This is a genomic window from Spirillospora sp. CA-294931, from assembly GCF_050946795.1.
Taxonomy (GTDB): domain Bacteria; phylum Actinomycetota; class Actinomycetes; order Streptosporangiales; family Streptosporangiaceae; genus Spirillospora.
Genome location: NZ_CP192006.1, coordinates 643,262 through 666,417, shown reverse-complemented (window position 1 = coordinate 666,417; position 23,156 = coordinate 643,262). Strand labels below are relative to the sequence as shown.

Here is a 23,156-nt window from a genome sequence, read left to right as displayed (position 1 = left end):
CCCCCGGACGGCGCCCGGTCAGCCGTTGGTGACCGGGTAGTGGTCGCTGAACTCGGTGAAGGTGCGGCCGTCGCTCGTCCAGGGCGGCGACTGCGGGGTGAGCGTCCGGACGACCGGGGACGACGGGTGCGCGTTCCCCTTGCGGTAGAGCACGTAGTCGAGGTGCTCGGGGGTGTCGTAGTCCGGGTACTTGAACTTGGTGAAGGCGTTCTTCACCGGGTCCCAGGAGTAGGAGTGCCCGGCGTAGGACGGGGCGGCGGCGTCCAGCAGGGCCAGGGTGTCGCGGTACTCGCTCGTCCCGTCGAACCGGTCGACGTTGTAGTCGCCCGCGATCAGGACCTGTTCGGCGGCGGGGATCCTCCGGCCGTCCAGGAACGCGTCCAGCTCGGTGAACTGGCTCCTGCGGATCGCGGCGGGCGAGGTCGAGCACGTGCTGTCGGTGGCCTGCGCGTGCGTCCCGACGACATGCGCCGGGGTGCCGCCGACGTCGAGGGTCGTGTAGACGAACCCCTTGTTGGCCCACCAGTCCGCCCCGCACGCGTCGTCGTAGACGTACTGGATCTTCCTGGTGATCGGGTACTTGGACAGGACGACCACGCCGCCGTCCTCGGGGGTCAGCGCCGAGTAGTCGCCGAGGGTCTGGTCCCAGCCGGACTTCGAGCGGCCCATCACCGGCGTCCGGTGCGGATGGCTCCCGGCGAGGCCGTCCAGGAACGGGTCGGAGACGCCGTTCTGGAACATCTCCTGGAGCACGATGACGTCGTAGTCGCGCAGGAGGCCGGCCTTGGCCAGCAGGTCGGCGCGGGTCTGGTTCCCGGTTCCGGCGACGGGCAGCAGCATCAGGTTGTAGCTGATGACCTTCAGCGGCGGCGGCTCGGCGGCCGCCGACGCGGGGATCGCGACGGCTCCGAGGGCGAGGGACAGGCAGCCGGACGCCGCCAGCAGCCGCTTCAACGCGTTCATGGTGGGGCCTCTCTGTGGAGTGGGGCGGCTAGATCATGCTCAGCGCCCGGACCGGGGTCAATACCCGAATGAGTTTCATGTTCCTGAACAGAAAAAGTGTCTCAGCGAGTCATTTTTCTGGCTGTGGCATCTGTACCGGTGAGTCACTTGTGCTCTACCTTGTTGGCATGTCGTCCAACGAGGAGCCGCAGGGCCTGCGTGAGCTGAAGAAGTCGCACACGCGCCAGGCGCTGACCGACGCCGCGCTGACCCTGTTCGAGAAGCAGGGCTACGAGGAGACGACCGTCGAGCAGATCGCCGCGTCCGTCCCGGTGTCGCGGCGCACCTTCCACCGCTACTTCGGCTCCAAGGAGGAGGTGGTGCTGGCGCACGAGGACCGGGTGTTCGACGAGCTCCTGGACGCGTTCGAGTCCCGTCCCGCCGGGGAGTCGGCGCTGACCGCGCTGCGCCACGCCCTGGTCGGGCTGCTGACCACCGACGAGGGGATCGGCGACTTCGGCCGCACCCAGCGCGTCCAGATGCTGATCTTCAGCAACCCGTCCCTGCTGGCCGCCAACACCTACCGCTACCACCGGCGCGAGCAGGAGCTCGCGCGGTGCGTCGCCCTGCGGGCCGGGCTCGACCCCGGCTCGCGCGACCTGCGTCCCCGCCTGATCGCCGCCCAGTCCATGAGCGCCCTCCGCGTCGCCCTGACCGAATGGATCACCGGAACCGACCTCGCCGTCTCCGAGTGCGTGAACCTCCTGAACGAGGCGCTCGACCTCACCGCCACCGGGCTCGATCTCCCGGCCCCCACCTCCTGATCCCCCTCCTTCACCAACCCCCACCCCCCGAAGGCAGGATTCGCCATGCCCGAAAACAGCCGCGCCGCCGTCCGCCGAAAGAATCTCCTCCGCCGTCTCACAGTCACCGTTTCGGTCGCCGCATGCACGGTCGGCCTTTCTTCAGTGCCCGCCCAGGCCGCTGGCGGACGTTATGTGGCGCTCGGCGACTCCTACGTCGCGGGCGCGTTCACCGGCCCGGTCGTCGGCGAACCGAAGCTGTGCCTGCGCTCGTCGGCCAACTACCCCTCGCTCACGGCCGAGGCCCTCGGCATCGAGACGCTGAAGGACGCCAGCTGCAGCAGCGCGGAGACGACCCACATGACCCGCCCGCAGCCGATGCCGCTCGGCCTCGGCTCGGCGCCGCCCCAGTTCGACGCCCTCACCGCCGACACCACGCTCGTCACGCTCGGGATCGGCGGCAACGACGTCAAGGTGCTCGACATGATCACCACCTGCGGCCTGCTCAGCGCGACCGATCTCAACGGCGCGCCCTGCACCAGGTACTTCACCTCGGGTGGCACCGACCAGATGCGCCAGCGCATCGACGCCGTCGCGCCCAAGGTCGCCGCCGTCCTGCGCGGCATCCGCGAGCGGGCACCCAAGGCCAAGGTCCTGGTCGTCGGCTATCTCATGGCCATCCCCGCCACCGAGGGCTGCTGGCCGCTCCTGCCCTTCTCGCGCGGCGACGTCCCCTACGGCCACGGCGTGCTGACCGCGGTGAACCAGATGCTCGACCGCGAGGCCAGGGCCGCCGGCGCCACCTATGTCGACGTCGCCGCACCCGGTCACGACGCCTGCCAGGCGCCCGACGTCCGCTGGGTCGAACCCGTCATCCCGGCCAACCCCTCCACCCCCGCCCACCCCAACGCGGCCGGGATGAGGGCCGTCGCCGAGCGCGTCGTCGACGCGGTCAACGGTTAAGCCATGCGTACGCCTCGCGCCGGGCTGGTTGTCCTCGCGGCCCTCGTCCTCCCGATCCCGCTGTCACCATGCGCGTCCGCCCGCGAAGCGAACGGCGCGCCGGTCGTGGTGCCGTCGCTGCGGCAGTGGGACGGGGGGACGGGCGCTTTGACGTTGACGTCGGCGTCCCGGGTGGTGGCCGCGGCGGAGAACGCGCGGGCGCTGGCCCAGCGCGCGGCGGACGACATCGCGGCCGACGGCGGTCCCCGGCTCGCCGCCGTGGTCGGGACGCCGGAACCGGGCGATGTGGCGCTGCGGCTGGACGCGCCGGACGCCGGGGCGGAGGGGTACCGGCTGGAGGTCACCGACCGGGTGACGATCCGGGCCCGAGAGGCCGCGGGGGCCTTCTACGGGACCCGGACCCTGCTCCAGATGCTGCGTGCCGACCCGGCGCGGCGCTCGGTCGCGCGCGGCCGGGCCGAGGACGGGCCGCGCTTCTCCGACCGGGGGCAGATGCTGGACGTCGGCCGCAAGCACTTCCCCATCGCCTACCTCAAGGCACAGATCCAGCGGATGGGCTGGTACAAGCTCAACCGCTTCCATCTGCACCTCAACGACTGGAACGGGTTCCGCGTCCAGAGCGACCGGTTCCCCGGGCTGGCCGCGCCGGAGTCCTACACCAAGGCCGAGATCCGCGACCTCCAGGAGTACGCGGCCCGGCACCACGTGACGATCGTCCCCGAGATCGACCTCCCGGCGCACGCCGTGGCGATCAGCCGGTACGACCCGGGGTTCGCGTTCGCGTGCCGCTCGATGTCCTACCCCTCGCTCTCGCTGTGGGAGGGCGCCGACAGGGGCGGCTGGACGCTCGACGTCACCCGCCCCCGGACGCGGGCGTTCGTCAAGACGCTGCTGGACGAGATGATCCCGCTGTTCCGGGGCCGGGAGTTCCACATCGGCGGCGACGAGGTCCCGCCGCCGCGCGACCAGGACCGCTGCCCCGAACTCGTCGCGTACCAGAAGGCCCGGGGATACCCCTACGCCGCCGACGTGTTCGTCGAGTTCATGAACGACCTGAACGCCCAGGTCCGCGCGCACGGGAAGACCGCGCAGGCCTGGACGGGCTGGGACGAGGGGCAGAAGACCTCGATCGTCCCCGACAAGGACATCCAGATCGTGGACTGGAAGGCGAGCGTGGTCGACCGGGCCGAGGCCGGGTACCAGATGGTCGGGGCCCAGGACGGCGTCCTGTACGTCGCCCCGGGGTGGGCCAGGCAGACGGCCGGGCTGTACGGACGCTCCGACCCGAAGGACGTCTACGAGAAGTACGCGTTCCCCGAGCATCCCAACATCCGCGGCTACCGGCTCGCGCGCTGGTCGGACCGGGCGCACGAGGAGTCACCCGCGTGGTTCGACTTCTGGGCGCGGCGCTCCCTCCAGGCCCTCGCCGACCGCACCTGGGGCGGCCCGCGCGAGACCGGTCTCCCCGCCTTCCTCGACCGCGTGGACCGGGTGGGCGACGCGCCGCCGGGCGCCCCGACCCTGCTCTCGCAGACGGGCTGGCGGGTCGTGTCGGTCTCGGGCCAGGAGACGGTCCTCCAGGACGGCGCCGCCCGCAACGCCATCGACAACGACCCGGCGACCCTGTGGCACACGCCCTGGCTCGGCCGGTCGCTCCCCGCCGAGATCGTGATCGATCTGGGGGCGTCCCGGTCCCTGGGCGGCTGGCGCCACCAGCCCCGCCAGGACGGCGTCAACGGCCGCGTCGCCCGGTACGAGCTTCAGGTGAGCGACGACCCGGACCGGTGGGGCGAGCCCGTGGCGAGCGGCGCCTTCCCGGACGACGAGCTCGACCGGCCCGTCGCGTTCTCCAGGCCGGTCACCGGACGCTACGTCAGGCTGCGCGTCCTGGCCGAGCACGGCCCGACCGGCGCCTACGCGAGCATGGCGGAAATCGACCTGTGGACGGCCGGAAGCGACGGCCGCCGCGACGCTCCGTCCGAAGCGCCTTCAGTAGGCTCCCCGTGACGAAGGGAGCCCCATATGCGGCAGAACATCGGCTCGGGCGGGCCGTTCGAGGACACCTACGGCTACTGCCGCGTGGTGCGGGTCGGGGACCAGATCCATGTCTCCGGGACGACGGCGCGGCATCCCGACCTCGAAGGCGCCGGGACCTACGAGCAGGCGCGGTCGGCACTGGCCATCATCGACAAGGCGCTGCGCGACGTCGGCTCCAGCGTCGAGGCCGTGGTGCGGACCGTCGCCTACGTCACCGACATCGACGACCGCCTGGAGGTCGCGCGGGCGCACAGCGAGGTGTTCGGCGAGATCAGGCCCGCGGCCACGCTGGTCGAGGTGACCCGGCTGATCGACCCGGCCATGAAGGTGGAGATCGAGGCGTACGCCATCGAGACGTCCTGACCTCGGGGCCGCATGTCGGTCCATATGATGATCATCATGACCTCCGCCCTGATCCTCGTCGATCTGATGCCGCGCATCGTCGCGCTCCCCGTCGCTCCGCACACCGGTGACGAGGTGCTGGAGCGCGGCCGATCCCTGGCCGGGGCGTTCCGCGCCGCGGGCAGGCCCGTGGTGCTGGTTCGGGTCGAGCGGCCCGGCGTGCCCGAACAGCCGCCGGGCAGCGGGTTCGCCGAGGGGCTGACGGAGCCGGGCGACGTGCTCGTCGTGAAGCGGGCGATCGGCGCCTTCCACCGGACCGAGCTGCACGACGAGCTCCAGAAGCGGGACGTGTCCACGCTGGTGTTCGGCGGGCTCGTCACCACGATGGGCGTCGAGTCGTCCGCGCGGGCGGCGGTCGACCACGGGTACGAGGTGGAGTTCGTCGAGGACGCCATGTCCGGCTTCGCCGCCGACGAGCACGAGTTCACCGTGCGGAAGATCTTCCCCCGGTTCGGGACGGTGCGCGTCACCGCCGACTACCTCTGAGCCGACCACCACGCGTCGGTCGCGAAGACGACGTCGAGCACGCGGTCGAGCGCCCCTCCGTCGTCCAGCCGGGACAGGTAGGGCAGGCCCGCCTCCAGGACGCTGAAGAACACGAAGCGGTTCCAGCCGAGCGTGATCCGCAGGGCCGACACGAACATCTCGGCCGCCTCGGCGGGAGGTCTGCCGGGGAATCCCGCCAGCGCGGCCAGCGCCCTGGCCTTGTTGGCCTCCGACCCGGCGTCGCGCGGCCATCCGGTGCGCCGCTCGGCGAACCCCTCGGCCTGCTCCACCACTTCCCCCGCCCAGTCCGGGTCGGACGGGTACGCGGCCGTCGCGATCTCGGCGGCCAGCACGGCGACCTCCGCCCAGGCCGGCGCCCAGGGCTCGTCCCCTCCGTATGGCCGGTCGTTGTAGGCGACGTTCAGGGCCGTACTCAGCCGGCCCGCGCGGATCAGCCGCTCGACGGTCTCGCGCACCCCGGGAAGCCCTTCCAGGCTGCCGGGATCGGTGCCGTCCGGGGCGGCCACGAGTGCGGCGAGGCGTTCCTCCGACGCCGCTCGGTGCTGGAGCCTTTCCCCGGCGACCGGGATGGCGGGCTCGGCCGCGGGCCCCAGGTGGACAAGGTGCTCGGACATCCCGCCCAGGAACAGCCTCTCTACGATCTGCTTCATGAGTTCCGGGCCGCCGTCGGCTTCGGTGGCCCCGTTCAGGACGCCGAGTGCGGCGCTGGTCTCGCCCGCGTCCAGCAGGTCCGCGATGATCCGCGCCAGGGTCGGCGCGCGGTGCCACCAGCGGTCCCCCCGGCGGGCCAGCGCGCAGGCCCGCTCGATGTCACCGTTCAGCGCAAGGTATCTGGCGGCCGGGGCCAGGAACCGTTCCCGATCGCCGAGCGGCTGGGCGGACGCCGCCGCCAGCCCATGGACCGCCAGCCGCCGCGCGAAAGGGACGCGGCCGTCCCGAAGCAGCTCCCCGATCGCCACGACGATCGCCCTGGCCCTGTCGCCGAGCAGCGCGTCGAAGGCGGGCACGGCGGCCTCGAACTCGGCTTCGGTCCGGGCGTCCAGGGCGGCCTTGACCGCACGATAGGACCGGGAGCCGTCGCGCTCGGCCACCAGGGCGCGCACCGCCTCGCGCGAGCCGGGCAGGACCGCGGCGCCGAACACCGACATCACGCGGGGCTTCAGCGCGTGCCAGCGCGCGATCTCCCGCTCGTCCCCCAGCTCACCGAGGACCTCCGCCAGCCCCTCGAAGGTCGCGTCGGCCTCAAGGTTGTTCGTCGGGACCCGGTCCGCGACGTCGAACGCCTCCTCGCGGGCACCGGCGCGGGCCAGCACCGTCGCCGCCGCGCGGAACACGGCCAGGGACTTCAGACCGTCCGGGTACTCCAGGGCGGCACCAAGCCCGACGAGCTCGCGGGCGAAGCGTACGGCCCGCGCCGAATCGGTGGCGACTGCCGCGTTCGCCCGCGCGATCAGCACCTCGATCCGGCCCTCGATGGCGGCGATCGCGGTTTCCGGGCCGCCGACGATGATGGCCAGGGCGGCCCGCAGCTGGTCGGCGACCTTGACGTGGGCACTTCCCAGCGCCTCTTCCAACGGGATGCCACCCTTGACAGCCTGGGCCGCCATGAGAGAGACGGCGTCGCGCAGCGGGGCTCCCGGGGCCCAGCCGGAGAATTCGCTCCAGCCGATGCCGGACCAGTCGGCCTCCGGGACCGTGTGCCGGGATCCGTGCCCGGAGCGAGGGACGGTCGTCAGGCGGGACAGTGCCCGGCCGACCTCCCCGACGCGCGTCAGCGCGCCGCACAGGAACACCAGGTTCTTCTCCACGACCGGTTGGATGACCGGCCGTCCGGTCTCCCCCGCCCGGTCGGCCCGCATCGCGAGGTCATGCGCGGTCGCGGGCTCGCCCTGGTCGGCGGCCAGGATCGCGAGCCTGGCGAAGGTGGCGGGCGCGTGATCGGCATCGGCGAATCGGTCGGTCAGGCCGAGCGCGCGCTCCAGGTGACCGCTTTCGGCGAGCGCGAGGCAAACCTCGCCGTACGCCTGGCCCATCCCGGGGCGGTCGAGCAGCTCGAAGACGACGGCGTCGAGCCCGGCCCGCACCAACGGCCCGGCGAGGCGGCCGACCGCCGTCCAGCCGAAGTGGCCGGGACGCGACCGCAGCAGGCCCGCGGCCTCGTCGCGGGCACCGGCGTCGAGCAGCGTGAGCACCAGCTCGGTCAGGCGTTCCTCGCGTGCCCAGCGTTCGCCGTCGAGCTGGTCGGCCGCCGCGACCGCGCGTCCCAGGGCACGGCGCGCCGCCGCGTGCTCCTCCTTGCGCCACCGCCGGGCGGCGATCGCCTCGAAGGCCCGGCTGCGCACGGCCGCGTCCTCGATCAGCGCGGCATGGGCCTCGGCCTTGGCCCCCTCGCCGACCTCGACCAGGATTCCCAGTAGTTCCGTCGGGACGGCCGTGACGATGCCTCGGGCGTTCACCCCGGCCAGGGCCGTGCCGATCGCCTCGGGGGTGTCGTCGGCGCCGTGGGCGTCCAGGACGGCGCGCATGTCGGCGGTGAAGGAGGCCGCCGAGTAGGTGCGTGCCATCCGCAGTTCGAGCCAGCGGCGATCGACCAGGCGCCGGGCGAGCCCGCGGTCGCCGAGAAGGTGGGACGTTCCCCAGAAGGCGATGTAGTCGGGGGTGTCGTCGGGCCAGCCCGCCTCGGCGTACCGGCGGCACCAGGCGACCAGCCGGGCCTCGGCGGCGCGCCGCTCGGCCGGGGAGAAGCGCTCGGCCAGGGCGGCCGACAGCTCGGCGTGCATCAGCTCGTGCCGCTCGCGTCCGGTCAGGAAGCGGCCGATCGGCTCGATCGCGCGGCGGACGCGGTGCGCGGGCAGGCCGAGGACGTCGGCCAGCTCCAGCGCGGTCAGCCCGTCGCGCGCCGCCAGGAGGAGGGCCAGGACGTCCCAGGTCGCGTCGTCGGCCGCCGCCGCCTCCAGCCCGCGCAACTGCCAGTGGAAGTAGTCGCGCACACCCGACGGACGCTCGCGCGCGTAGGCGTCCAGGACCTCGGGGCCGCGCCTGGCGATGTCCTCGGCGGTGCAGCGGGCCAGCAGCGGCTCGCCGCGCGTCGCCGCCAGGACCCGGGCGGCCAGGTCGCGCTCGGCGGTGAACGCCTCCAGCAGGCGGCGGACGTCGTCCTCGGTGAACTCCGGAAGCCGCACCCGCCGGGCCGCGCGCAGCGGATGCCCCGGCGGGACGAGCCCCGTCGCGTCCGGGCTGGGCCGGGATGTGACCAGCACGTGCACGTGCGGCGGCACGGTCTCGGGGAGCAGGCCGTGGACGGCGGGCGCCTCGTCCAGCCCGTCGACGATCAGCAGCAGCGGCCGGTCGGCGCTCGCCCGCTCGGCCGCGGCCGTCCACAGCGTGTCCAGGTCGCCGGCGCGCCGGGCGAGCAGCGCCCGCAGCTGCGCGCAGACCGCGCCGAGGAAGGACGCCGCCGGGTCGTCGCCCCGGTGGCTCCGGACGAAGAAACCGGCGACGTCCGGGCGGCCGTCCCGTTCCAGGCGGCGCCACAGCTCGGCGGCGAAGGTCGTCTTGCCGAAGCCCGCCGGGGCCTCGACCAGGACGTAGCCGCCGTCGCGTCCCGCCACCGCCTCGACGACCTCGCCGAACTGGGCGTCGCGTCCGATGACCGCGTCGCCCTCGACCAGGCCCGCCGGGATCAGCGCCGCGAACGGCGGCGCCCCGGCGTCCTCGGCGCCGAAGACAAGGTCGCCGTGCACCTGGCCGACCTGGACGACCCGGTCGGCGGCGCCCGAGAAGACGTTCTCGCCCTCCACTCAGTCGTAGGACGCGAGGGTGCGGGCGTGGGTGTTGACCACGTGGGAGAACAGCGACGGCGGACGGGTGCCCCCGACGGAGTCGGCCATGACGTCGGGGGTGAGCGTCCAGTCGGTGCCGACCCAGGAGTCGGCCAGGCTGCCCTCGCTGGACGGCAGGCTGTTGCACATCTGCATCACGCGGACCGCGCGCACCGAGTCGGGCGCGGGGGTGTCGGTCTCGACCAGGATGACCGGGACGCCGACCAGCGGGCCGTCCTCGACCAGTCGCAGCAGCTGGTGGGCCTGCTCCCCCTCCAGCGACGAGCCCGCGTCGAAGATGACCACGAGCCGCACCGGCGGCCCGTCGGGCTCCTCGTTCTCGTCGGCGCCGATGCGGCGCAGATCGACCAGGTCGAGCAGGCGGCGCATCCGCTCGGCCGCGCCCGTCCCGATGGCGACGCCGCCGCCGAGCAGGGTGCCGCGCGTGGCCGGGTCGAAGTCGTTCAGCCATCCGGCGCCCGACAGTCCCGCCGCGTCGATGACCTCCACGCCGACCAGCCCCGGCGGGACGGCCGACAGGAACCGGGTGACCAGCGACCAGGCGAAGGCCGCCGAGTCGCCGGGCATCGTCCCCCGGGAGATCCACACCCCGCGCCGCCAGGGCAGCCGCAGGACGAGCGGGACCCGCAGGTCGGGCAGCTCGGCGGTGGACACCCGGCCGAGCAGCACGCCCTCGGCCAGGTCGGTGCGCGGCTGCCAGGTGAGCCATGCCGGGCCGTCGAACGGGGCGACCTCGGCCGTCACGTACGGCTCGACCCGCGCGAGCTCGTCGCGCAGCTGCGCCGCGTCGGTGCGCAGCCGCTCGGAGGCCGCCGCCATCAGCTGGTCGTAGCGTCCGCGCGGGACCCGGCCGGACACCTCGTCGTTGCGGATGGTGAGCGCGTGGTCGGTCGAGGAGCGGAACGAGGCCAGCGAGCGGCTCGCGTCCTCCCAGACCAGCCAGCACCGGTCGACGTAGCCGACCTCGTTGGAGTCGGAGGGCGGATGCGCGGGCGGTGGCGGCGCCGACGGCGGGGACGTGTGGGACGGCAACGGGGGCGGGAGCGGCGGGGGCCCGCCCATGACGGTGACGGGCGGCGGCGGGGCCTGCTCGCCCGGGTCGTCCACGTCGACGCCGTGGGCGGTGAGCAGCTCGGCCAGCCCGTCGCCGTAGCCCTGGCCGACCGCGCGGACCTTCCAGTCACCGGCCCGGCGGTAGATCTCCAGCCCGATGATCGCCTTCTCCTGGCCGAGACCGGCCACGGTGAACGAGGCCACCGGCCCGCCCGCCCCGGAGGTCAGCTGCACCTGCGGCGGCGGCATCGCGCCGAACGTCCCGGTGCCGCTCAGGCTCACCGCGATCAGCACCGCCTGCGCGTCGGGCGGGACGGCGTCCAGATCGAGGTCGATGCGCTGGCGTCCCCCGCTGTCGGCCCAGCGCACGCCGGGGGACTCGGGGGCGTTGTAGAACACCAGGTCGGAGTCGGACCGCACCCGCAGGTCGGCGCCCACGGTCAGGGCGCTGACGTCGACGGGCACGGCGCAGGAGACGGTGGCGGCCACCCTGCGGGAGGGCAGCCGCGTGTTGGCGCCGCGCGGAAGCTCGGTCATCGCGTGATCGTCAGGCGTGCCCGGCGATGGCCGGCAGCATGTCCTGGAACGTCCGGCCCTGGCAGGGCTCTCCGATCGCGTTCATCTTCCAGCCGTCGCCGTGGCGGTAGATCCGGGCCATGACCATCGCGGTGTGGGTGCCGCCGCCCGTGAGGGTGTAGCGGGCCAGCTCGCCGTTGTCGGACTCGTTGACCAGACGGCAGAACGCGTTCTCGACCTCGTTGAACGTCTGGCCGTTGAACGAGCTGACCGTGAACACCAGCGAGGTCACGTGGACGGGGAGCCGCCCGAGGTCGACGATCACCGACTCGTCGTCGCCGTCGCCCGCGCCGGTCAGGTTGTCTCCGGTGTGGCGGACCGAGCCGTCGTCGCTGGTCAGCTTGCCGAAGAACACCACGTCGGCCAGGTGGCCGTCGGCGAAGAGCACGCAGGACGCGTCGAGGTCGATGTCACGCTCGCGGGAGCCGAAGAAGCCCTTCTTCTTCACGGCGTCCCAGCCCAGGCCCATGCGCACCATGCTCAGCGCGCCGCCGGGCTTCTCCAGCGAGATCCGCTGGCCCTTTTGCATCGAGACGGTCACTGCCGTCGCCTCCTCGTCGTCGTAGCCACCCCGACCAGTCACGAGCGCGGCGAGGCGTGGGGAAAGCCTTGCAGCCGATCCGCCCTGTTGTCATCCCACCAGAGATCCAGAACCCCCTGGCGCCGCGGAGCGTCATAGTGCCGACGTCGATTCCGATCGTGAGGACGGTGCCGCGTGCCGACCCTGGTGCTCTCTCCGCGCTACACCTCCGACTCCAAGGCGCTGCGCGCCGCCGCGGGCCGGTGCGGGTGGGCCGCCGAACGTCTCGGCGGCTGGCGGGCACCCGCCCACCTGCGCGGACGGGACGACCTCGCGCTCTACGGCGAGCCCACGTTCGCCGAGGTGATCGCGGCCCAGCTCGGCCTCTCCCTGATCGACGCGCCCCAGGACTGGCTGCCCGGCCTTCCCGAGCGGCATCTGCGCCGCGCCCTGACCCGCACGACGCTGGCCGAGGCCCGCGCGTCGGCGGGCCCGCCGATGTTCGTCAAGCCCGCCGACGGCCGCAAGGGCTTCGAGGGCCGGGTGTACGAGGCCGCCGGCCTGCCCGACGAGCGGTTCCTGCCCGGCTCGACCGGGGTGCTGGTCGCCGAACCGGTCGTCTGGGACGTGGAGTTCCGCTGCCACGTCCTGGCGGGCGAGATCGTCGCCATGTCGCCCTACCTGCGCGAGGGCGAGCTCGCCCTGACCGCGGACGGCCGCTGGCACGCCTCTGACGAGGAGGAGCGGGCCGCGCGGGAGTACGCGTCCACTCTGCTGGCCGAGGTGGCGCTGCCGCCCGCCGTGGTGGTCGACGTCGGCCATGTCCGCGGCCGGGGCTGGGCCGTGGTCGAGGCGAACGCGGCCTGGGGCGCGGGCCTCTACGGCTGCGACCCCGAGATCGTCCTGCGGGTGCTGGCCCGCGCCTGCGCGCCGCGCGAGTCGGACGCGGAGTGGATCGTCGAGCCCGTCCGGCTGGACGGCTGACTCAGCGCTCGACTCGCCACATCCGGCCATCGAGGCGGATGACGAACGCGTCGCCGTCGCGCTCCCCCGTAAGGCCGGGCACCGGAAGCCGGTGCTCGTTGCTGAAATGCGCGGTGCCCGCGCCGTAGACGTAGCCGCGCTGCACCTCGCCGGTGACCACGCGGACCTCGACGCGGCCGCCGCAGTGCGAGCACACCCAGCCCATCGCGTCCGGGCCGGGCTGGTAGCCCTGGCAGCACGCCAGGAAATCGGGAGCCGAGAACTCCCTCGTGCACGAGAGGCAGTCGAGCTTCATGGCGCGTGTTCCCCCGTCCGGCCGTCAACGCGATCATACGAACTCCGCAGCGGGACCACCCGCCACCAGGTGAGGCAGCGCCACACCCATTCGGCGGGCCCGAGGCGGAAACGGCGCAGCCACCACCGGCCGAAGGCCACCTGGACGAGCAGGACGGCCACCGCGAGCCCGGCGGCCGAGTCGAGGCGTCCGAGTCGCAGGTATCGATCGGCGAGGACCACCAGAACGGTCGCCGACAGATAGTTGGTCAGAGCCAACCGTCCGAGCGGTTCGAGAAAGAAAAGCAACGCGGCACGCGCGCGGGTGCCCAACAGCAGCACGAGACCGCTCGCATATGCGACCCCCGTGATCACCCCGGCAATGGCGGCCGGTTCCGGCGAGAAGATCTGCCAAACGCCGAGGACGACCGCGCCCGCACCGGAGGCCGCGCCGATCCAACGCCAATCGGGAACCGGATAATACGCGGAAGCGAAGCCCAAGAGCACTGCCCCGGGGATAAGAAGGTTTCCGCCTTCGCCGACGAAAACAGCGGCACAGGCGAAAACCGCGCCACCCCAGAGGGCGGCCACATGTGGCAAGAACGACGCGGGCACGATCAGCACGAGCCCCGCCACCGCGTAGGGAAGCAGCACCTCATCGGGCTGCAGGACCTGGTGGGCCGCGCCTATCGGGATCAGGAACCCCAGGCGCGCGACCAGGGCCGTCCGCGATTCGTGCGCGCGCAGGAACAACGCGCAGCCCAGCCCGAACAGGAACGCGAAGACCGGAAAGAACCGCTGGTGCAACAGCACCTCATAGGCCATGTGCCGCCGGTGCACCCCGGTGATCCCCACCACATTCACGAACGTGATCCCGCACAGCGCGAACCCCCGGACGGCATCGAGCTCCCTTATCCGTCCGTCCGGCTTCACCAGCGAACGCCGCCTCCCACCTCGGAAAATGCAACCTTCAATTAACTCCCCCGGCGAACCGCTCGCCGAACCCACGCTTACAGAACACCGTAAGCAAGCTATTGACTACACCTAACAAACTAATGAAAGGTTTCTACGAAGCCGGTTCTTCGAGCGAAGGAAGGTACCCCGCATGCAACGCCTGCCCGACGTCGCCCCCGGACTCCTCCACGGCGACACCCTGGAGGGAGGCTGGACCAAGCGCACCTACGAGGACGCCGCGACCGACGGGGCCGACGGGCTCTCCCGCCTCCGAACCTACGAGACCTGCGGCCGTCCCCACCGGATGATCGGCGAGAGCCTGGCCGTCTTCGTCGGCGACGGCCCCTACAGCGCGCTGCGCCGCGCGATCGCCGAACTGCGCCTGCACAAGGTCGACCGGGCCTGGACCGGCGGCATGGTCGACCTCACCAACGAGGAGATCGACGCCCGCGTCACCCACGCCCGCAGGACCCTCATCGACCAGATGCGCAACCAGGGCAAGGACACCCTGCTGGCCGGACTCGGCCTCGACCTCTCGCTCGACTTCGTCACCCCCAGGGCCGTCTGCGAGAACGCCCCCCGAACCGCGCCGCTTCTCGTCCTCCAGGACCGGACGCCCGGCTACCGCTTCGAAGACGCCGACCCCGGCGAGCGCTGGGACTTCATCGCCGCCATGCGCCGTCCCGTCGGCGAGCACACCTTTCCCGTCCGCCTCCTCGAGGACGGCCCCCGTACCCGCGTCTCGGCGAACGGCGAACGCAAGGTCGGCGCCCGCCTGATCCTCGGCCTCCTCGGCGAGGACGGCAGCAAGGTCATCGTCCCCGAGGCCCGCGTCCGCGCCGACATGTTCACCACCTGGGACGGCGGCGCCGGCCGCGCCGGCGACTGGGCCCGCGACCGCCGCCGCACCGTCTCGGCCGGCGTCACCATCCGCGACGCCTCCGGCTACGCCATGTCCGCCCGCCACGACGGCCTCGCCGAAGGCACCTTCAGCCGCGTCCTCACCTTCGGCGACCGCCTCGAAAGCGGCCAGAGCTACACGGCCACCTGGTGGTTCTCCAAACCCGAAGACACCCGCTCCCGCAGCCTCACAGTAGAAGGCCGCCTGGAGTTCACTGCCTAGTGAGGGGGGCGCCCCCCTCAGACCCCGCGGTGGGGTGGCACCGTCCTCGCTCGCTGCGGGCGGCGCCACCCCACCGGACAGGGGCTCCGCCCCCGCCACCCCCGCCAGGAGGCTCCGCCCCCTGGACCCCCTCCACTCGCTAGGAAGGACGAAGACGCTGGCCTGTCGGGGTGTAGGCCAGGGGCATCATCGTGGCCTAGGCCCAGCGGTGCAGGCGGGAGACGTGGCGTTCTGTCAGGCCCGTCCACGGGTCGACCCTTATCAGGAGGATTCCTCGGTGGGGCCAGGCTTGGCGCTTGAGGCGGAAGGGGATGACGTCGTCCAGCCAGGCGAATCTGCGGCCGTTCGCGTGGCGGAGGATGGGGGCCCACTTGCGCGTTTCGGCGATCTGCATGACGCCCGTTCGCAGGACGCCGTCGATGTCGAGGTAGAGGACCGGGCGGGTGTTCGGGCTGGTGCCGGGGCGGGGGACGTTGCCGAGGGCCCAGGGCATGGTCAGCAGGTTGAGTGGAGGAGGGCGCCTGGGTGTTCGGTTTTGGCCAGGTGGTTGTAGAGGTCTACGGCGGCGGTGGTTTCGGCGACGTGGACTTCGAGGCCTTCGGACTTCAGGTAGGCGAGGGCTTCGGGGGTGACTTCCAGGCGTTGTTGCATGCCGCGGCTGAGGACGATGACGGTGCTGCCCTTGGTGACGAGTTCCCGGACGTCGTCGACCTGGATTCCGGGTGAGTGGCGGGTGCCGGTCTCGGACCAGTCCCATTCGTGGCCGCCGCCGGGGTAGAGCTTGAAGTCCTTGCCGGTGCCGAGGTTCTCGACGTCGATGCGGCCCCAGGACAGGTGGGTGACCGCCGGTGAGCGGCGGCGGGATTCTCGTTGGGCGTGCAGGTGGGCGGGGAGGGTCATCGTCGCCAGGGCGGGCGGCCAGTCGGTGTGGTCGTAGTCGGTGCGGAGGTCGGTGTGGTGCAGGACGACCTCGAGAAGGCGGCGGGTGAGGATCTCGGCGGCGGGGAACTCCTGGCTGTCCAGGACGCTCACCGGGTTTTGCCAGGCGCTCTCGGGGACGGCCTCGGCCGCCTGGTGGAACGCCTGGGATGAGGTGGAGAGGTCGGCGAGGATCTCGTGGAGGGGACGGGACGCGCCGTCCTGGATTCCGGCCTCGCGGGCCTCGGGGCTGGGGTAGGCGGGGGTGACGACGCCCGTGCGGGCCCAGGTGAGCAGGTTGGTCAGGGCGTCGGCGTTGCGGGCGATGTGGGTGAGGACATGGCCCCGCGTCCAGCCGGGGCACAGGGTGCTCGCGGCGAGGTCGGTCTGGGTGAGGCCGCGGGCCGTGGTGAGGAGCCGGGCGGTGGCGTTGTCGATCTGGAGCAGCGTCGGGCTTTCTTTCGTCACGTTCCGCATCGTGTCACGCCGAAGGACTTCAGGACGGCGTCGACGTAGGCCCGCTCGTCGAGGGGTGCCGCGTCCACGCGGTGGAGGGCGGCCGTGCCCAGGTAGACGGCGTAGCCCGCGGTGGCGAGGTGGCGGGCCTGTTCTGGGGCTTGGCCCAGTTCTCGAAGTGCGGTTTCGATGACGGCTATGCGGCGGTTCGTTACGCGTTTGGCGATGGCGTGGACGGACGGGGCGTCGGAGTCGAAGAGGAGGCGCAGGGCCACGGCGTTGCGGCCGGTGCCGAACGCCTCGTGGACGAGGGCGCGCAGCCGTTCGGCCGGGTCGGGGACGGCGGCGAGGCGGGGCAGGAGCTCGTCGGTCTCCCGGCGTTCCCAGAGTTCCAGGGCGGCGGTGAGCAGGGCCTCGCGGTTCTCGAACAGCCAGTAGAAGCTCGATTTCGAGGTGCCGAGCCGTGCGGCGACCGGCTCGACGGCGACGGCCGTGACGCCGCCCTCGGCGAGGGCGTCGAGGGCGGCGGCGGCCCAGGCTTCGGGGGTGTGGCGAGCGACACGGGGCATGGCCTCAGTCTAGCGACGTTCTGTACGGTAGCGTCTAGAACGTTCTGTACGGCACCGTCCAGAAAGGTGACGCCATGACCGATCCGCTCGACGCCTTCCTTCCCGAGTTCACCTTCCGCGAGCGGCACCAGGTGCGCGTGGACCGTCCGCCCGAGGCCGTTTGGGCGGCCCTGCAGTCGACGACGGCCGCCGATCTGCCGCTGGTCCGGCTCCTCATGAGGGCGCGGACGCGGTCGCCGCTGGGCGAGCGCTCCATGCTCGAAACGATGGCGAGCCGCGGGTGGTTCGAGCTCGACACCGAGCCGGGACGGCACGCCGTCAACGGGTCGATCGGCCAGTTCTGGCGCCGCGACTCGACCAAGTGGCGGCGCTATTGCGCCCCGGAGGAGTTCCGGACGCGGGAGGAGCCCGGCTTCGCCAAGTCGGCCGCCGCCTTCCAGGTCGTCCCGGACGGGGACGGCACCCTGCTCAGCACCGAGACGCGGGTGCACGTCGGGGACACCGGCTACAGGATGGCGCTCTACTGGATGCTGATCCGTCCCTTCAGCGGGCTGATCCGCCGCGCCATGCTCCGGGCGGTGTCCGCCCGCGCCACTTGACCTTGGGGCCGGGTGGGCGTAATCACGGACAGATGCATCAGCGCAAGGCGATCGTCGGGGCGGTTCAGGGATTGCACGCCCGGCCCGCGCAGTTGTTCGTTCAGGCGGCGGCCCGGCAGCCCGTGGCGGTCCACATTCGCGTGGGAGATCGCCCCCGGGTTTCGGCGAGCAGCATTCTGGCGGTGCTGACGTTGGGCGCCACTCAGGGGACGGAGGTGACACTCGAAGCCGAAGGCGAGGGGGCCGAGGAGGCTCTGGACGAACTGGCCGCGCTCTTGACAAATGGCGGGCCGCCGCCGAATTCCGGTATTGCGGAATGATCGAGACCGATATTCAATCGAGCTCTGCATTCGCCGGAAGGAGCCCGGATGAAGGTCGTGGCCATCACGGCATGCCCGACGGGAATCGCCCACACCTACATGGCGGCCGAGAAGCTGACCAGGGCGGGAACGGCGGCCGGGCATGAGGTCCGGGTCGAGACGCACGGGTCGATCGGGGTCGAGGACGCGCTCACGCCCGAGGAGGTCGAGGCCGCCGACGCGGTGATCATCGCGGCCGACCAGGACGTCGACCGCTCCAGGTTCGCGGGCAAGCGGCTCGTCTCGGTGTCCGTGGCGGCGGCGATCAAGGACCCGGGCGGTCTGATCGAGCAGGCCCTGGCCGCTCCGCTGCCCGGTGCCACCGCCGGGACGCCGAGCCAGAAGGCCAAGGAGCGCAGCTTCGTCTACCGCAGCCTGATGAACGGGGTCAGCTACATGATCCCGTTCGTGGTGGTCGGCGGGCTGCTGATCGCGGTGTCGCTGGCGGTCGGCGGCGAGACGACGCCGGACGGGCTGAAGATCCCCGACGACTCGTTCTGGAAGAAGATCAACGATCTGGGCGCGGCGTCGTTCCAGTTCATGGTCCCGATCCTGGCCGGGTACATCGCCTACGCGATCGCCGACCGGCCGGGGCTCGCACCCGGGGTGATCGGCGGCCATATCGCCGCGACCGGGACGTTCTACGACTCCGAGGCCGGGACGGGTTTCATCGGCGGCATCATCGCCGGGTTCATCGCGGGCTTCACCGCGCGGTGGATCCGTTCCTGGCGGGTGCCGGAGATGGTCAAGCCGATCATGCCGATCCTGGTCATCCCGATCCTGTCCACGCTGGTGGTGGGCGCGCTGTTCGTCTGGGTTCTCGGACGTCCCATCGGCGGCCTGATGGAGGACCTGACCAGCCTGCTGCGCGACATGCAGGGGTCGTCCAAGCTGGTGCTCGGGGCGGTGCTCGGCGGGATGATCGCCTTCGACATGGGCGGGCCGGTGAACAAGGTCGCGTTCCTGTTCGGCGCCGGGCTGATCGCGCAGGGCGAGTTCACCGTGATGGGCGCCTGCGCGGTGGCGATCTGCGTCCCGCCGCTGGGCCTGGGCCTGGCCACGCTCGTGCGCCGCGACCGCTTCACCGAGGACGAGCGGGAGGCGGGCAAGGCCGCGGTGGCCATGGGCCTGGTGGGCATCACCGAGGGCGCGATCCCGTTCGCGGCGGCCGATCCGCTGCGGGTGATCCCGGCCAACATCCTCGGCGGCGTGGTGGGCGGGGCGGTCGCCGCGGCGGGCGGCGTGCTCGACCATGTCCCGCACGGCGGGCCCGTGGTGGCCGTGCTCGGGGCCGTCGACGGCATTCCGATGTTCTTCGTCGGGGCGGCGGCGGGCATCGCCGTGACGGCCGCGACCGCACTCGTCCTCAAGCGTCCCCTGGAGACCGCGTGATCCTCACCGACTACCTGACCCGCGACCTGGTCCTCGGCGACATCGCGCCCGCCTCCAAGGCCGCGGCGATCGCCGAGCTGACCGCCGCGCTCGCCGCGTCCGGCCTGGTCACCGACCAGGAAACGTTCGTCAGGGCGGTGCGCGAGCGCGAGGCCGAGGGCACGACCGGCATCGGCGACGGCATCGCGATCCCCCACGGGAAGACCGACGCGATCGCCCGTCCGGCCGTGGCCTTCGCGCGGGTGCCGGACGGCGTCGGCTGGGACAGCCTCGACGGCGCCCCGGCGCGGCTGCTTTTCCTCATCGGCGTCCCGGAATCGGCGGCGGGCGACGAGCACCTGAGAATCCTCGCGTTGTTGAGCCGCCGTCTCATAGACGCCGAGTACCGTAATGCGCTCCTCACCGCCCCCACCCCAGATGATCTTCACCGCCTCTTCGCCCAAATCACGACCTGACCCACAATCTCCTCCGGCCCGGCCGTGTCGCGGCGATAAGGGCGCCGTTTCCTGGCAGGGTTGACGGAACAATCCGTTCGTATCCGCCGTGGAATTCCCGGCGGCGTTGGGAGGACCCGAACGTGACGCCACCCCCCGCACGCAGTGCCGAGCAGCGCAAGTCGGATGTTCTGGATCGCTTCGAGAACGACGTCGACGCCTGGGTGTCCTCGGCGGACGGCGAGGGGAACGCCTATCTGGTGCCTTTGTCGTTCCTCTGGGACGGCGCGGAGATGATCCTCGCGACGGCGGTGGCCAGCCAGACCGGACGCAACCTGATGGCCTCGGGCCGGGCCAGGATCGGCGTCGGGCCGACCCGCGACGTGACGCTGATCGACGCGGTGGTGACCGAGACGCTGCGGCCCGCGGAGGTCTCGCCGGAGTTCGGCGAGGCGTTCCAGGCCAAGGCCGGGTTCGACCCCCGCGAGTCCGGCGACGGGTACCGCTACTTCCGGGTGCGTCCCCAGCGGGTGCAGGCGTGGCGCGAGGTGAACGAGCTCAAGGGTCGCGAGCTGATGCGCGAGGGCCGCTGGCTCGTCTAGAGCAGGCGGTGGCGGTGGGCGGCGGTGGCCGCCTGGACACGTCCGGTCACGCCCAGCTTGGCCAGGATGTTGGAGACATGGCCGCCCGCGGTCTTCACCGAGATGAACAGCTCCTCGGCGATCTGGCGGTTGGTGTGCCCGTCGGCGACCAGGCGCAGCACCTCGCGCTCGCGCGGGGTCAGGTCGAAGCGCGGCCGGTCGTGCGCGTCCGGCTCGTCCCGGACGCTGACGCGGGTCACCTTCGCCAGGCGCCCGGCCCACTCCACCAGGGGCGCGGCGTCCAGGGCCTCGGCCAGGGCGGCGGCGGTCCGCAGGTGGCGCGTGGACGCGGCGCGGTCGCCCTCCTCGGCCGCCCGCTCGGCGGCGTGCAGCAGCGCGATCGCGCGCGGGTAGGGCTGTTCCAGCTCGCACCAGGCGTCGGCCACCCGGCACCACAGGTCGGGACGCCCCGTCTCGGCCGTGAAGCAGAGCCGGTGCGCCCGCTGGACGGGCCCGTCCGCCGGCAGCGCGGCGGCGACCGGCTCCAGGCCCTCGGCCCCGGCGCCGGCCCCGGCCGCGAGAACGGGCCAGAAGTAGCGGGGGCTGGACGCGAAGTCGACGACGGCCAGCTCGCGCTCGACGAGCCGGGCGGCCTCCGCGCGCCGGTCCCGCGCGATCAGCAGGTCGGCTTCGAGCCGCACGAGCAGCAGGTAGTCCTGGGCGTAGGAGGTTCCCCGGCCGAAGACGTCGCGGGCATAGGCGGCCGTGCTCTGCGCGAGGTCGAGGTCCCCCCGGCCCAGCGCGACCGTCCCGCGCAGGGTCCTGAGATAGGCGCGCAGGCTGGGTGTCGGCGCCAGGTCGAGGGCGTGCTCCAGGGTCTCGACGGCCTCGTCCCAGCGGCCGAGCGCGATCAGCGACTCGGCGAGGTTGCCCGCGTGGGTCGGGCCCGCCGTCCGGACGAGCCCGGCCCGGGTGGCGGTGGCCAGCCCGTACCGGGCGGTGGCGGCCGCGCGCTCGTACCGTCCGACGCCGATGAGCAGGTCGGCCTCGCACCGGTAGGCGTGCAGCAGCGCGTGCTCGTCGCCGAGCCGGTGCGCGGTCTCGCGCGCCGCGGCGAACCGGGGCAGCCGCTCGTCGAGGTCGCCGGAGCGCGCCCGCGCGTATTCGAGGTTGATGGTGGCCATCGTCCGGTCCCCGGCGGCCTGCGCGGCGGCCACCGCCTCCTCGGCCGCCGCCAGCCCCTCGTCGTCGCGCGGGATCGTGAGCATCCGGTTGGCCAGGATGTTGAGCACCGACGCGCGTGACCGGTGCCCCCGGGGGACGATCCGCGCCGCCTCGCGCAGATCGGTCAGGTCGCCCGGCAGCCCCAGCGCGTGGCGCAGCTCGCCCCGGTAGGCCAGCAGCCGCCCCTCGCGCGCGGCGTCGGAGTTCTCGCCGAGGGCGCGGGCGATCAGCCGCATCGCCTCGGGCCCCTCGCCTGAGGCCATCGCGGCCCGCACCGCCTCCTCCAGGACGTCGGAGTGCGAGGCCCCGATCTGCTCGGGCGCGTCCTTCCACAGGTCGAGCACCTGGAGCAGCATCTGGAGCTGCTCGGAGTAGGCCAGCGACTCGCGAGCCTCGGCGGCCGCGCACCAGGCCGCGTTCAGCGCCCGCTCGGGATGGCGCCTGGCCACGTGCCAGTGGTGGGCCGTCTGGACCGCCGCACAACCCGGCGGGACGAGCGAGGGGTCCTTCTCCAGCGCCTCGGCGTAGCGCTCGTGCAGCGGGATCCGCTCGCCCGGCAGGACGTCCTCGTACAGCACCTCGCGGATCAGCGCGTGCCGGAAGACGTAGACGTCGCCCTCGACCAGCAGCAGGTTCGCCCGCAGCGCCGGGCGCAGGGCGTCGGACAGCTCGGCGTCCCCGAGACCGGTCACGGCCGACAGCAGCGCGTGACCGACGCGCTCGCCGCCCGCCGCCGCGGCCCTGACCACCCGCTGGGTCGCGGCGGGCAGCGGCTCGGCCGGGCCGACCAGCAGATCGCGGATCGACGCGGGGACGGGCGCCCCCGCCCGCGCCGACAGCACCTCGACGAACAGCGGATTGCCCTCGCTGCGGCGGAAGATCTCCTCGCCGAGCCGGGCGTCGGGCTCGTGCCCGAGCAGCCCGCGCAGCTGGGCGGCGACCGCGCTCCTGGGCAGGCGGCCCAGCTCGATCCGCTCGGTCCAGGCCGTCCGGTCGAGCTCGGCCAGCAGTGGGCGCAGCGGCGGGCCCAGCCGGTCGGTGCGGTAGGTCGCGATCGTCAGCAGCCCCGGGACGGCCTCCTGGTTGCGCACCAGGAAGGCCAGCAGCTCGCGGCTGGACCGGTCGGCCCAGTGCAGGTCCTCGATGACCAGCACCGCCGGGCCTCGCTCGGCCAGCCCGGCCAGCAGCGTGAGGAACTCTTCGAACAGCCGCGCCCGCGCCATCGTCGGCGGTACCGCGCCCGGTTCGAATCTATGAGGGGGGACGACCCCCCTCGGACCCCCCGGCCAGTGGGGTTCGAGCGGGCCGAGCGCGGGGTGCAATCGGCACAGCTCGCCCACCTCGCCGCGCGGCATCAGTTTCTGGACGCCGTCGGCGCCGATCTCCCTGACCAGGCTCCGCAGCACGGCGGTGAACGGGGCGAAGGCCAGCCCGTTCTCGCCCAGCTCCAGGCAGCGGCCGGTGAGCACGGTCTCGGGAAGGGGCGTGGTGAACTCGGCGACCAGCCGCGACTTGCCCACCCCGGCCTCGCCGCCGATGAGCACGGTTCCGGGCGCGCCCTCGCGCACACGTTCGAGAGCCGCCGCGAGCACGGCGGACTCGCCGTCCCTGCCCACGAAAACAGGACTCACCGGGCCCACGCTCA

Annotated in this window: 22 protein-coding genes; 12 read left to right on the top strand and 10 right to left on the bottom strand. The window is 72.7% G+C overall.

The genetic code is table 11. The annotated features are described in order from the left end of the window. Positions 1 to 18: 18 nt before the first annotated feature. Positions 19 to 963: a sphingomyelin phosphodiesterase gene (gene sph / locus ACQPY4_RS03135; RefSeq protein WP_433332186.1), complete on the bottom strand. Its 945-nt coding sequence runs from the start codon at positions 961 to 963 to the stop codon at positions 19 to 21. 167 nt (positions 964 to 1,130) lie between these two features. Between sph and ACQPY4_RS03130 the strand changes: the two genes are divergently transcribed. Genes ACQPY4_RS03130 through ACQPY4_RS03110 form a run of 5 tightly spaced genes read left to right on the top strand, consistent with a single transcriptional unit; the run spans position 1,131 to position 5,633 of the window. Beyond that, the gene (locus tag ACQPY4_RS03130) at positions 1,131 to 1,766 is read left to right on the top strand and encodes a TetR family transcriptional regulator (RefSeq protein ID WP_433332184.1); all 636 of its coding nucleotides are present in this window, start codon (positions 1,131 to 1,133) and stop codon (positions 1,764 to 1,766) included. A 45-nt stretch (positions 1,767 to 1,811) separates the two neighbouring features. Next, positions 1,812 to 2,708, top strand: coding sequence for an SGNH/GDSL hydrolase family protein (locus ACQPY4_RS03125; protein WP_433332182.1), 897 nt, complete (start codon positions 1,812 to 1,814; stop codon positions 2,706 to 2,708). A gap of 3 nt (positions 2,709 to 2,711) precedes the next feature. Further along, complete coding sequence (locus tag ACQPY4_RS03120) at positions 2,712 to 4,715, top strand: family 20 glycosylhydrolase (protein ID WP_433332180.1); 2,004 nt, start codon at positions 2,712 to 2,714, stop codon at positions 4,713 to 4,715. Between the two features lie 15 nt (positions 4,716 to 4,730). Beyond that, positions 4,731 to 5,108, top strand: a complete 378-nt coding sequence (locus tag ACQPY4_RS03115) for a RidA family protein (protein WP_433332178.1) — start codon at positions 4,731 to 4,733, stop codon at positions 5,106 to 5,108. A gap of 36 nt (positions 5,109 to 5,144) precedes the next feature. Beyond that, the gene (locus ACQPY4_RS03110) at positions 5,145 to 5,633 is read left to right on the top strand and encodes an isochorismatase family protein (protein ID WP_433332176.1); all 489 of its coding nucleotides are present in this window, start codon (positions 5,145 to 5,147) and stop codon (positions 5,631 to 5,633) included. Here the strand turns inward: ACQPY4_RS03110 and ACQPY4_RS03105 are convergent. The 3 genes from ACQPY4_RS03105 to ACQPY4_RS03095 are packed head-to-tail and all read right to left on the bottom strand — an operon-like array spanning position 5,624 to position 11,666. Then, positions 5,624 to 9,454, bottom strand: coding sequence for an NACHT domain-containing protein (locus tag ACQPY4_RS03105; protein WP_433332174.1), 3,831 nt, complete (start codon positions 9,452 to 9,454; stop codon positions 5,624 to 5,626). The two genes, ACQPY4_RS03110 and ACQPY4_RS03105, sit on opposite strands and share 10 nt — an antisense overlap. Further along, a complete protein-coding gene (locus ACQPY4_RS03100; RefSeq protein ID WP_433332172.1) occupies positions 9,455 to 11,086 on the bottom strand; it encodes a TerD family protein in 1,632 nt (543 codons plus the stop codon). 10 nt (positions 11,087 to 11,096) lie between these two features. After that, the gene (locus ACQPY4_RS03095; RefSeq protein ID WP_433332170.1) at positions 11,097 to 11,666 is read right to left on the bottom strand and encodes a TerD family protein; all 570 of its coding nucleotides are present in this window, start codon (positions 11,664 to 11,666) and stop codon (positions 11,097 to 11,099) included. Between the two features lie 174 nt (positions 11,667 to 11,840). On the opposite strand from ACQPY4_RS03095, the gene ACQPY4_RS03090 reads away from it, so the two are divergent. Beyond that, positions 11,841 to 12,629 (top strand): ATP-grasp domain-containing protein, encoded by a 789-nt coding sequence (locus ACQPY4_RS03090; RefSeq protein ID WP_433332168.1) that lies wholly within the window; start codon positions 11,841 to 11,843, stop codon positions 12,627 to 12,629. A gap of 1 nt (position 12,630) precedes the next feature. Here ACQPY4_RS03090 and ACQPY4_RS03085 read toward each other — a convergent pair whose 3' ends face one another. Together ACQPY4_RS03085 and ACQPY4_RS03080 are read right to left on the bottom strand one after the other, a co-directional pair. Continuing rightward, complete coding sequence (locus ACQPY4_RS03085) at positions 12,631 to 12,924, bottom strand: hypothetical protein (RefSeq protein WP_433332166.1); 294 nt, start codon at positions 12,922 to 12,924, stop codon at positions 12,631 to 12,633. Beyond that, positions 12,921 to 13,835: a DUF418 domain-containing protein gene (locus ACQPY4_RS03080; RefSeq protein WP_433332164.1), complete on the bottom strand. Its 915-nt coding sequence runs from the start codon at positions 13,833 to 13,835 to the stop codon at positions 12,921 to 12,923. Before ACQPY4_RS03080 ends, ACQPY4_RS03085 begins: the two co-directional genes overlap by 4 nt. A gap of 172 nt (positions 13,836 to 14,007) precedes the next feature. Here ACQPY4_RS03080 and ACQPY4_RS03075 point away from each other — a divergent pair, with 172 nt between their 5' ends. Next, positions 14,008 to 14,979, top strand: a complete 972-nt coding sequence (locus ACQPY4_RS03075) for a hypothetical protein (protein WP_433332162.1) — start codon at positions 14,008 to 14,010, stop codon at positions 14,977 to 14,979. Positions 14,980 to 15,175: 196 nt separating this feature from the next. Here ACQPY4_RS03075 and ACQPY4_RS03070 read toward each other — a convergent pair whose 3' ends face one another. Genes ACQPY4_RS03070 through ACQPY4_RS03060 form a run of 3 tightly spaced genes read right to left on the bottom strand, consistent with a single transcriptional unit; the run spans position 15,176 to position 16,922 of the window. After that, positions 15,176 to 15,472: a hypothetical protein gene (locus tag ACQPY4_RS03070; protein WP_433332160.1), complete on the bottom strand. Its 297-nt coding sequence runs from the start codon at positions 15,470 to 15,472 to the stop codon at positions 15,176 to 15,178. A gap of 2 nt (positions 15,473 to 15,474) precedes the next feature. Then, positions 15,475 to 16,365, bottom strand: a complete 891-nt coding sequence (locus ACQPY4_RS03065) for an MTH938/NDUFAF3 family protein (protein ID WP_433332158.1) — start codon at positions 16,363 to 16,365, stop codon at positions 15,475 to 15,477. Beyond that, a complete protein-coding gene (locus tag ACQPY4_RS03060; protein ID WP_433332156.1) occupies positions 16,362 to 16,922 on the bottom strand; it encodes a TetR/AcrR family transcriptional regulator in 561 nt (186 codons plus the stop codon). Before ACQPY4_RS03060 ends, ACQPY4_RS03065 begins: the two co-directional genes overlap by 4 nt. A 74-nt stretch (positions 16,923 to 16,996) precedes the next feature. On the opposite strand from ACQPY4_RS03060, the gene ACQPY4_RS03055 reads away from it, so the two are divergent. The 5 genes from ACQPY4_RS03055 (at position 16,997) to ACQPY4_RS03035 (ending at position 20,308) form a co-directional block, all read left to right on the top strand. Next, positions 16,997 to 17,521: a hypothetical protein gene (locus ACQPY4_RS03055; protein WP_433332154.1), complete on the top strand. Its 525-nt coding sequence runs from the start codon at positions 16,997 to 16,999 to the stop codon at positions 17,519 to 17,521. A gap of 32 nt (positions 17,522 to 17,553) precedes the next feature. Beyond that, positions 17,554 to 17,841, top strand: coding sequence for an HPr family phosphocarrier protein (locus ACQPY4_RS03050; RefSeq protein ID WP_433332152.1), 288 nt, complete (start codon positions 17,554 to 17,556; stop codon positions 17,839 to 17,841). A gap of 48 nt (positions 17,842 to 17,889) precedes the next feature. Next, positions 17,890 to 19,272: a PTS fructose transporter subunit IIC gene (locus ACQPY4_RS03045; RefSeq protein WP_433332150.1), complete on the top strand. Its 1,383-nt coding sequence runs from the start codon at positions 17,890 to 17,892 to the stop codon at positions 19,270 to 19,272. Then, entirely contained in the window at positions 19,269 to 19,727 is a 459-nt protein-coding gene (locus ACQPY4_RS03040; RefSeq protein WP_433332148.1) for a PTS sugar transporter subunit IIA, read from the top strand. Before ACQPY4_RS03045 ends, ACQPY4_RS03040 begins: the two co-directional genes overlap by 4 nt. Before the next feature lie 122 nt (positions 19,728 to 19,849). After that, positions 19,850 to 20,308: a pyridoxamine 5'-phosphate oxidase family protein gene (locus tag ACQPY4_RS03035; RefSeq protein ID WP_433332146.1), complete on the top strand. Its 459-nt coding sequence runs from the start codon at positions 19,850 to 19,852 to the stop codon at positions 20,306 to 20,308. Here ACQPY4_RS03035 and ACQPY4_RS03030 read toward each other — a convergent pair. Next, positions 20,305 to 23,142, bottom strand: a complete 2,838-nt coding sequence (locus ACQPY4_RS03030) for an ATP-binding protein (RefSeq protein ID WP_433332144.1) — start codon at positions 23,140 to 23,142, stop codon at positions 20,305 to 20,307. The genes ACQPY4_RS03035 and ACQPY4_RS03030 overlap by 4 nt on opposite strands. Positions 23,143 to 23,156: the final 14 nt, after the last annotated feature.